Genomic DNA, 9,558 nt, shown 5'->3' with positions numbered 1-9,558 from the left:
CAGCTTCTCCGGCGCAATGCTCGGGCGTCCGCCCTTGATGTCGGCTTCGTACATGCTTGCGAACAGCCGATCCATCTTCGTCAAGGCCTGGTTGACCATGGTGCGGATCGGGCGCAACGGATGCGCTTGCGGCACGAAATCTTCGAGTCGCAGCATGGTGAACAGGCTTTCGGTGAAGGTGTCGGCGCCGCGCATGAATCTCGGATGGAGTGGTATCTGGTAATCAACGCCTTGGCACGCTACCGCGCTGACTTCGGGCTAGGTATTTCAGCAGCCTGTTAGGCGCCGGTACATCATAAAGAAGGAATCCTACGGAAGACCCCTTTAGCTTAACGTCGCAACGAAGGCAGCCATCATCCCTTGCCGCGAAAGGCGCCTCAGGTCCCTTTTTAAAAAAGGGAAAGGAGCAATAAAGGCCCCGCCCCATTTCAGCGCTTCGGCCTTAGCCGAACTTGAACTGGATACCATGACCGCCTCGCGGGTACTCCCATTCGACGTTGTGGTGGTCGGTGCAGAGAATGCGGCAACTGCCACATTCGAGACAGCCGTCGGTGATGAGGGTGACTGACCCGTTGGTCTCGCTTCGATAGCAAGAGGCTGGGCAGATGAACGTGCAGCTTTTGTCAGCACAGTCATTGGTGCAGATTTCCACGTTCTTGATGTGGATATGTGGCCTCCCTACGTCCACGCGATAGCGGTTCTGATATAGCTTTTCTTCGATGTTAACGGTCACTTTTCTCATCGAAGCGCCCTCCATAGTTTGTATGCGTCGCCAAGAAGCCCAGGTAGAGTCCGGCTCTTCCGGAACTTCCCCATGATTTCGTGCTTCTTTGTCGTTTTGTCGACGCCGTCTACTGTAATCATCGTACGTGCTGCGCTTGCGATGAGGTCAGGATACGTTGTAAAGAATTGCGGGTTGTGTCGCAGGATCTCTGGCATGTGGCGATACTTGTACAAATCCTTTATCACGAAACTCCTATCAAGAGCGCTCTTGTACATCGAAAGTGCTTGGGCGCGGTAGCCACGGCCCACCGCTTTTGCCACTATTGCTGTTTCCGCAGCAAGGCGGCCTGTCGTCATCGCTAGGTTAGACCCCTCCCGATGCGCGGAATTAACGAAGCCTCCTGAATCACCGACGATCATCCAGCCGTTGCCATACACTTGCGGAATCGTATTGAAGCCACCCTCGGGAATTAGATGTGCACAGTACTCTTTCATTTCGCCTCCATCAATGAGTGGAGCTATCGAAGGGTGGTGCTTCATGTTTTCGAGCAGCGCATAAGGGCTCGTTCGGTGTGCGGACTCTTTGAAGTCACTGAGCATGCATCCGACGCCGATGGTCAGCGACTCTTTGTTGGTATAAAGAAAGCCCGTGCCTGTCATGCCATCGGTGATGCGGCCAACCATTTCGATAGCGACGCCTTCATATCCTACAACGTTAAAGCGTTGGCGAATGGTTTCCTCGGGGAGGAAGAGAATCTCTTTGACAGCCAGCGCGACGTTTTTCGCTTCAATCTCGCCGTGAAATTTCGCCTTGCGTGCAAGCGTTGAGTTGACGCCATCTGCGAGTATCACAATGTCTGCATATACGTCACCGTTTTCACGGTCGCATTGAACGCCGACGACCTGGTCACCATCCAAAATCAGTTGGTTCACCGTCGTCTCGCAGATAAGCAATGCGCCGGCCTCGCGAACCTTTGAGGAGAACCATTTATCAAATTGCGCGCGGATGATGGTGTAGCGATTATAGGGTTGTTTGTTGTAGTCATCGCTTCGTACGTGCGTGCCTACGAACGAAGTTTCGTCGAGCATCCACATGCGTTGTTCAATGATGTGCCGCTCGAGCGGTGCATCGTCGCGAAAATCTGGAATAATCTTTTCCAGCGCATTCGCATAGAGAATCGCTCCCTGAACGTTCTTGCTGCCCGGATATTCACCGCGCTCAATTTGAAGAACTTTTAGACCTGCCTTGGCCATAACGTACGCCGCGGCGTTTCCGGAAGGTCCTGCCCCAACGACAATTACGTCAAAACGCAAAGGTTCCGTCATTTGATAACCCCCATGTGTCCCAATCTCCGCTGTGCAAAGTGGTCCTTGCAGGCTTGAGTCAATGCCGGCAGTAGTTGCATGGCATCCCCGACGATGCCGTAATGCGCGTAGTCGAAAATCGGTGCATTTGCATCGGTGTTGATCGCCACGATGATGTCAGAACTTTCCATGCCGACGCGATGCTGGATCGCACCGGAAATTCCTGCTGCGATGTAAAGTTTCGGTCGAACGGTTTTACCCGTCTGCCCTACTTGGCGCTCGGCTTCGACCCAGCCAGCTTGCACGCAGGGGCGAGTTGCACCAACTTCTCCGCCGAGTACGCGCGCCAGATTGAAGACGAGCTGGAAGTTCTCGGGATTCTTCATTCCCTTCCCACCACTTACGATCACGTCGGCATAAGGAAGGTTATTTTGATTGCTTTTTGAATCGGCGATGAAATCGAGCAACTTCGTTACAATGTCGGACTCTAGCATTCCTAATTGCTCTTGAATGATTTGTCCGCAACGGCCAGTCTGAGTTGGAGGCATCGCCATTACACGCGGACGAACCGTCGCCATCTGAGGACGGCATGCAAGGGTCATTATCGTGCAAAGAAGTGAACCGCCGAAGGTCGGACGAGTGGCCGCAAGAGCGCGCGAGGTCGAGTCGATGCTCAAGCTGGTGCAGTCCGCCGTCAGGCCCGTCGAGAGAGTCGTCGCCACAGAGCCGGCAAGATCACGGCCCATAGTGGTCGCTCCGAGAAGCAGGATCTCTGGACGATATTTGTCAACTAAATCGGTCAATCCTTTTGTAAATGGCTCATTTCGATACCCACGCAACACCGGATCGTGGATCACATAAGCCTTGTTTGCACCGAAACTAAATGCTTCAGTGGCAAACTGCTCAAGCGGTTCGTCAGAGCCGCCTAGCGCGACTACTGCTACCTCACTGCCCAGCTTGTCTGCGAGCTTATAAGCCTCGCCTAGCAGTTCCCACGACACGCTATGAACCTGAGCCTGGTCGTGTTCAAGGAAAACCCATACACCCTTGTAAGTTTTCAGGTGTTCAGGCAACTCGAGGTGGCGGCCGCTGGCCTTCCTAACGGTAGTGTTCGGCATGTTGTCTGAGCCAATGGGAAAATTCATGAAAACGTCTTTAGCAGGTCCGTCTCCAATGTTGGGTGACGGGTAAGTATCTTTTGCATCAGTTTGCAGGACACATCGTGCAGGCTTGAGGCATCCACTTCCAGAATCTCGGCCTTTTCGTCTCTTGGCGTTGCGCCGAATACTTTGCTAACTACAGTGGGCGAGCCTTTTAGCCCAATCTTATTCAAGTCAGTGATACCGGCTTGCTCGCGATTCCATTTTCGTATCGGAAACGCAGCCGCGTGTATCATTGCGGGGAGCGTTGCAAAGCGCAATTCGTTCGTGTTCTCAAGCATCGTCACGAGGCAAGGCAACGCGGTCTGAAGCACCTGCACGCCTCCTTCCGCACGACGCTCGACGACGATTGAGCGTGCATCTAAATCTGTCTCGACAACCTTGGAAACATAGGTCAGGAGTTGGAAACCGAGCCGTCTCGCGATGCCGGGGCCAACTTGCGCGGTGTCGCCATCGATGGTCTGCTTTCCCGTAAAAACGATATCCACCGTTTGTTGCGTCGTGATCTGCTGGATGGCAGCGGCAAGCGCATAAGAAGTTGCGAGCGTGTCGGCCCCAGCGAATGCGCGGTCGGTGATGAGCACGGCGTCATCAGCGCCGAAGCTGATGCACTTGCGCAGCGCGTCCTCAGCCTGAGGCGGCCCCATGCACAGCGCCGTGATTCGTCCTCCGTGGCGGTCCTTAAGCCGCAACGCTTCCTCCAATGAAAATAGGTCGTACGGGTTCACGATCGCAGGAACGCCTTGGCGCATTATTGTATTGGTGACAGGATGCACCCGGATCTGTGCTGAATCGGGGACTTGCTTGATACAGACAACAATATGCATGGTTCGTTTCTCCGTGTCAGACGGCGTCGCGATTGCTTAGCGAAGCGCGAAGGCTCTCGAGGTTGACGTGCCGCCGTCCGTCCGTCTCCTGAAAACACCTGAATACTTTTTGTTCCGCTGGCGTGGACAAGACAAAATCGTTGTAGGCTTTGAGAAGCAAGCTGCGATAAAATGCGAACATCGCAGTGCCGTTGTCACGGGAAGGTTCTTCCTGTTGCTCGATATACTGAAAAAACCGCTTCAGGATATGTAAACGGCTGACGTTCAGAACTTTTTCGTCGAATGCGATGTCAAAATACCGAAAAAAATCCTCAGTCGACGAGAGGTGTTGCTGGTGATTGATGAGTCCTTGCATATCTTTGCTCCTGGTGAACAGTAAGCTACTAGGAATTAGGTTAGGAACACGACGGGCGACATGCGTGGCGGGCGCCGCGCTGTATGAAGGGTAAGCAGCCGCTGTTGTTTGGGAAATAGAAAAGCCAGGTTACAGGAATTTCTTGCTGTCGTCGGGATAAGAATAGATAATTTGCCATTGATTTGCGGAGCCGGGTCGCGCAACTCCAGCTCCATTCTTTCACCCATACGGTCCTGGAAAACGCTGCCATAGTCACCCGAATTCTCGTAGTCCACGTCGGTGGTCGAATTTTTACAACTAAAGCCCGCCTCGAATCGGGCGTGTCGTATCGGTTCGGTCGTAGATCGTAACTGGATTCGCAGTATTGTGGGCGCCAATGCCTGACTCTCAGGGAGTCCATACCGATGCTCGTCTTGCTTGACGGCCCTGCCCGTTCAGACGCGTCTTTGACAAGCGAAGAGATCGGGATGAGCGCCTTCGTGTCGAAGCCCGTATCCGGCCCTAGCAAGTGTTGCGCACCCATCACAACTTCCTCGAGCGCCGCATTACCCTCCGGGCGAACCATTCGGCTTACGATCGTGTTCACATTGCTGGCGCCGGCGCGAAACGCAGCTAGTGTATTTGCAGTAGCGAGGCCGAAATCATTTTGTGCATAGATTTCTATTTCCAAATCAATCGCATCGCGTAGCTTCGCAATGATGTCGTAGGTCGCAAAGGGGCCAATCGCACCAATGGTGTCGGAGAATCGGATGCGCTGAGCACCATAACGCCTAGAGCATTGCGCGACTTCCACGAGGAACGCGGGGTCTGCACGCGAAGCGTCGTCCATATCGAAGGAGATCTTTGGGTGGCATTTCGCGGCCTTCTGGATAAGGCGCGCGATCTGGGCCAATACCCAGCTTCGCGACCGCCGCAGATGTTGAAAATAGAGATCAGAAACGGGAACGGACAGATTCACAATGTCGGCATTGCAGTGCAACGCTGCGGATAAATCGGCGTCCGTCAGGCGCCCAAAAATTATGGTTTTGGTCTCGAGGTTCATGTTGACAATCGCGTCGATGCGCGCGATCTCCTCATCGCCCATGACCGGGATCCGACCTCAAGCTCTGCCACTCCAGCACGCTGACGGTCGCACATTTTTCCTCGAGGCGAAACGCGTCTCGAGGCGGCCAATTTGGGCCGCACAATGTGGTGTCCATAATAGTCGGCTTGAGCATCTCGGTAGTCGCCTCACGCATCATTAGTCCCGAACCGATCAGCAAGCGTTGTGCCAGCCAAGTACTTTAAGCTGGAGCGCTATCTGCACGAGCGACAGCGGCATTCTATGTCAGTAAACACAGGGCTTCGTACATTCTTCGTGTCGCAAATGTCTCTGTCCGGACACGCTGCTCTTGACTCAACCGGTACTGTCAGGCGCCGCGAAGAGGCAAGTCGCATTTAGCTCATTGGGGCCCTGTCTCGCAGGGGGAGCTTCCATCTTGTAACTTAGCTGGCGTGACGTTCGTCGACTCAAACGTGCGACGAACTCGTTATCGGGACTTGAAGACCGTCAACAAATTGTCGGAATTTTCTGAAAAATGGCCGAGACGATCTCTGAGTGATGGCACGGATCTCGCTTTTCCGCTAAGACCGACCACTCTCGATGAGAGGAAAAGACCTATGCGAGATAGCGCGAGCGCAAGCATGCGACCAGCGCCTGCCTGTATCGGAGACGAGCAGAAAATTGTACCCCTAGTGCCGAACAGCGGAACGTGCGCTCCACGCGGCGGCGGTAGCTCGTTCGGTGGAGTCAGCATGTTGAACTGCGCGTCGTCTGGGGGGGACGAGGGCATGGCTCCGGAGGTGTGGGAGAAGATACGAGATCATCCATGCTACTCGGAGGAAGCACATCACCATTATGCGCGCATGCATGTAGCGGTTGCGCCCGCCTGCAACCTTCAGTGCAACTACTGCAACCGCAAATATGACTGTTCAAACGAGTCGCGACCTGGCGTTACGTCGCAAAAGCTGACGCCAGAGCAGGCCGTGAGGAAGGTGATGGCCGTGGCGAGCCGCGTACCGCAACTGACGGTGGTCGGCATTGCTGGGCCCGGTGATTCCCTCGCGAATCCGGGAAGAACGTTCGAGACGTTCCGTTTGCTTCGGGAGCGAGCTCCTGAGATCAAGCTCTGTCTATCGACCAATGGCCTAGCGTTGCCTGACTTTGTGGATGACATCTGTCAATACAACATTGATCACGTGACAATTACCATCAACATGGTCGATCCAGTTGTTGGAGCAAAAATCTACCCATGGATTTTCTGGAACCGTCGCCGATTAACAGGGAAGGAGGCCGCATGCGTGTTGCATGAGCGGCAGATGCGAGGGCTCGAGATGCTAGCAGAACGTGGCGTGCTGACGAAAATCAATTCGGTGTTGATTCCAGGCATTAATGATGAACATCTGGTTGAGGTAAACCGCGCGGTGAAGGAGCGGGGTGCGTTCCTTCACAACATCATGCCGCTAATTTCCAATCCATCGCATGGTACGTACTTTGGCCTGCATCAACAGCGTGGGCCCACCGCCCAGGAGCTGAAGAAAGTACAGGAAGCTTGTTCTGGCGGTGCGAATTTGATGCGTCATTGCCGGCAATGCCGAGCGGACGCGGTAGGCCTCCTCGGTGAGGATCGAAGTGAGGAGTTCTCACTCGACAAAATCGAGCAGATAGAAATCGAGTATGACCGAAAGAACCGCCGCGAATACCAGTGGCGCACTGAAACTGAGGTCATCGTTCAACGCGAGGCTAAGAAGGAGGTGCTAGCCTTAGCGCGGGCCAACAAAGCGACAGGGGCCCTGAAGGTCCATATTGCTGTTGCCACGAAAGGCGGTGGCCGCGTGAACGCGCATTTCGGGCATATCTCTGAGTTACAGGTCTTCGAAGTTAGCGCTACTGGCGCGCACTTTGTGGGTCACCGCCGAGTTGAATCGTATTGTCAGGCGGGGTATGGCGACGATGAAGGACTACTTCAGATCATCCGCGCGATCAACGATTGTCATGCCGTCCTTGTGGCAAAGATGGGTTCGTGTCCGCGTAAGGAACTATCCGATGCCGGCATCGAGGCTGTGGACAAGTACGCGGGGGAGATTGTTGAGGTTGCAGCATTATCGTGGTTCAACGACTACTCAAGCCGTGTGGCTGGCGGCGTAGGCATGCATAAAACTCACCGAGGACGCAGTGATCCGGCAGAGCGCGCCATAAAAGATCCGACAACTTCCGTTTGACGGGAAAATGTATGCTCGGCCTCGTGGTAATGTAGTTCAAAATTGTAAGGAGCGTATTTATGGCCCTGAAGATTATTGCCTCTGCCTGCACCGGTTGCTCGGCGTGCGAGGCACAGTGCCCAAATGTCGCCATCAGCGAAAAAGGCGATGTGCTGGCAATTGATCCGAAGAAGTGCACGATGTGCGACGGGTTCGATTTCCCGCAGTGCGTGTCGGTATGCCCCGTCGATGATTGTATAGTACCGGCTTAGCATGGCTGCCACGCGAATCGCGTTGTGAGTGCATGCTTCGCTATCTGTCGGAATCGTTTCTTACATTACTTCTGTATTTGCATAATAGGGTCATTACTCGATTTCTAACGGCTTATTCCTCGGCCCCAATTTCTTGCAATGGCTTAAACCCTCCCGGTGGAGAGACTATGGATTGCTGAGAACTATGAAGATAGGCTGCCTTGTAGATGCCCAGCCAAGCGATGAGGCGATGGAACTAGGATACGCTGGTGGGGCACCCAGGGTGAGGTGCGGCCGTATGATGCACATAGCGTGGAGGACACTTTCAATGGATGCTTCATTTAGGAACTGGTCTCTCGAGAAGGCGATGTAGGGACGAGAGCAAGTCATATGCAACTAGAGAGTGATGACACCATTGAAATAGCGTTTGAGCCTAGCTTTAGCGTTGGCGAGCGCGTAATTGCACGATCGATGATTCGCAACGATGGTACCTTTTCCGGGAAAAACTTCGGCGAAGTTATCGTGAACAGAGGAGATATTGGCTACGTCACGAGAATCGACACCTTCCTGCAACGGTTCTACGTCTATGCGGTTCTCTTCGTCGAAAAGGATCATCACGTCGGCATGCGTGCAAGAGAACTCTGCACGCTGGACCACCTGAATGAAGTTGTGCTGGCAATTATACGTGACCACATTGCTGGACCATGGCCACAGCAGAGATGATCTATTAGGCGCATATTTAACTACGCGACGTTCAATGCGGGATGGCACCTACCAGACTTTCTAGTTTAGTGTTGCCTTTGTGCCTTACGGCTTGATTTCCACTCCATCGGGGAGACCTCACGTGAAAATTATGATTCGAAAGGACATTACAGGTACGCTTAAAGCGTACTTACCAAGGAAGGATCTTGAGGAGCCGATAGTCTCCATGACAAGGGGGGAAATGTGGGGTGGGCTTGTTAAGCTTGGGAATGGTTGGCAGTTTGAGTTGCCAGAGATGGCGGCAGACACCCCGCTTCCAATCACTGTGGAAGCCAGACGAGTTGATAGTGGGGACAAATGACATGGCATTCACTGCTGATCATGTCATTGTGATAACTGAGTTGATTCGCACCGAATCGATGCTACTGGAGGTCGCGGCCAAGTGGCGAATGCTATCTTGACGTTCGTGTCACACGCTGATCCTTACAGAAGATTGGGTTTACAATGAAGAATGACAGCATTGCCAAATTATTGAACTGATTCGTTGTTGGGGGGGGCTGAGAATAAAATTCCTCTCTGGACACGTGCAGCAATTGCGTTTTGTAGGATAGGAATGGCGGCGTCGAAGTGCTATTGACAAAGTAGTATTGGACATACGTCTGCGATGGCTACGTAAGCATGTTCAGCACTAGATAATTTTGTCCGAATAGGGATCCAAGATCTATCTATGCAGGCTGATCGTTCCCGCCGCATGTCGGCGTTGTTGCATAAATCCGGGGTCGGATGGGCTGACGTTTACGCACAACGACTGGAGCGCTGGCTCTGTTAACTTCTGACGAAGCGGCGTAGTGTCTTGGACTTTTTCCGGGACGATGCGCAAGGACAACCGACAGCAAGCCGAGCCCAAGGGGGTCTACCGCGTCAAGAACTGGGCGCAGTACAACAAGGGGCTGATAGCCCGAGGAGACGTGACGATGTGGGTCGAAGAGAGCTTG

The 9,558-nt window shown here is 53.5% G+C and carries 10 protein-coding genes and 2 pseudogenes; 5 read left to right on the top strand and 7 right to left on the bottom strand.

The window, feature by feature from the left end; all coding sequences use genetic code 11:
• The 7 genes and pseudogenes from A3A5_RS0106785 to A3A5_RS37795 all read right to left on the bottom strand — a co-directional run.
• A pseudogene (locus tag A3A5_RS0106785) lies at nucleotides 1-195 on the bottom strand (IS5/IS1182 family transposase); the annotation flags it as partial.
• A gap of 247 nt (nucleotides 196-442) precedes the next feature.
• A complete protein-coding gene (locus tag A3A5_RS0106780) occupies nucleotides 443-742 on the bottom strand; it encodes a ferredoxin family protein (protein ID WP_026200529.1) in 300 nt (99 codons plus the stop codon).
• Nucleotides 739-2,049, bottom strand: coding sequence for an FAD-dependent monooxygenase (locus A3A5_RS0106775; RefSeq protein WP_026200528.1), 1,311 nt, complete (start codon nucleotides 2,047-2,049; stop codon nucleotides 739-741). Before A3A5_RS0106775 ends, A3A5_RS0106780 begins: the two co-directional genes overlap by 4 nt.
• Nucleotides 2,046-3,173 (bottom strand): electron transfer flavoprotein subunit alpha/FixB family protein, encoded by a 1,128-nt coding sequence (locus A3A5_RS0106770; RefSeq protein WP_018309852.1) that lies wholly within the window; start codon nucleotides 3,171-3,173, stop codon nucleotides 2,046-2,048. Before A3A5_RS0106770 ends, A3A5_RS0106775 begins: the two co-directional genes overlap by 4 nt.
• Nucleotides 3,170-4,015 carry an electron transfer flavoprotein subunit beta/FixA family protein gene (locus A3A5_RS0106765; protein WP_018309851.1) on the bottom strand — a complete coding sequence of 282 codons (846 nt, stop codon included), beginning with the start codon at nucleotides 4,013-4,015 and terminating at the stop codon, nucleotides 3,170-3,172. The genes A3A5_RS0106770 and A3A5_RS0106765 overlap by 4 nt, the downstream gene beginning before the upstream one ends.
• Nucleotides 4,016-4,031: 16 nt before the next feature.
• Nucleotides 4,032-4,370, bottom strand: coding sequence for a nitrogenase-stabilizing/protective protein NifW (locus tag A3A5_RS0106760; protein WP_018309850.1), 339 nt, complete (start codon nucleotides 4,368-4,370; stop codon nucleotides 4,032-4,034).
• Between the two features lie 40 nt (nucleotides 4,371-4,410).
• Nucleotides 4,411-5,454 carry a hypothetical protein gene (locus tag A3A5_RS37795; RefSeq protein WP_018309849.1) on the bottom strand — a complete coding sequence of 348 codons (1,044 nt, stop codon included), beginning with the start codon at nucleotides 5,452-5,454 and terminating at the stop codon, nucleotides 4,411-4,413.
• 575 nt (nucleotides 5,455-6,029) lie between these two features.
• Here A3A5_RS37795 and nifB point away from each other — a divergent pair.
• The 5 genes and pseudogenes from nifB to A3A5_RS43035 form a co-directional block, all read left to right on the top strand.
• A complete protein-coding gene (nifB, locus tag A3A5_RS37790) occupies nucleotides 6,030-7,631 on the top strand; it encodes a nitrogenase cofactor biosynthesis protein NifB (RefSeq protein ID WP_051108493.1) in 1,602 nt (533 codons plus the stop codon).
• A 59-nt stretch (nucleotides 7,632-7,690) separates the two neighbouring features.
• The gene (locus A3A5_RS40840; RefSeq protein WP_081623818.1) at nucleotides 7,691-7,882 is read left to right on the top strand and encodes a 4Fe-4S binding protein; all 192 of its coding nucleotides are present in this window, start codon (nucleotides 7,691-7,693) and stop codon (nucleotides 7,880-7,882) included.
• Between the two features lie 369 nt (nucleotides 7,883-8,251).
• Entirely contained in the window at nucleotides 8,252-8,584 is a 333-nt protein-coding gene (locus A3A5_RS0106745; RefSeq protein ID WP_018309847.1) for a nitrogen fixation protein NifZ, read from the top strand.
• 121 nt (nucleotides 8,585-8,705) lie between these two features.
• On the top strand, nucleotides 8,706-8,924 hold the full coding sequence (gene nifT, locus A3A5_RS40835; RefSeq protein ID WP_081623817.1) for a putative nitrogen fixation protein NifT: 219 nt from the start codon (nucleotides 8,706-8,708) through the stop codon (nucleotides 8,922-8,924).
• 511 nt (nucleotides 8,925-9,435) lie between these two features.
• Nucleotides 9,436-9,558, top strand: a pseudogene (locus A3A5_RS43035) (IS5/IS1182 family transposase); the annotation flags it as partial.

Origin of the sequence: Cupriavidus sp. UYPR2.512, from assembly GCF_000379565.1 — a bacterium.
In the GTDB taxonomy this organism is placed as follows: domain Bacteria; phylum Pseudomonadota; class Gammaproteobacteria; order Burkholderiales; family Burkholderiaceae; genus Cupriavidus.
The sequence above is the reverse complement of the archived record's forward strand: the minus strand, read 5'-3'. Positions and strand labels throughout refer to the sequence as shown.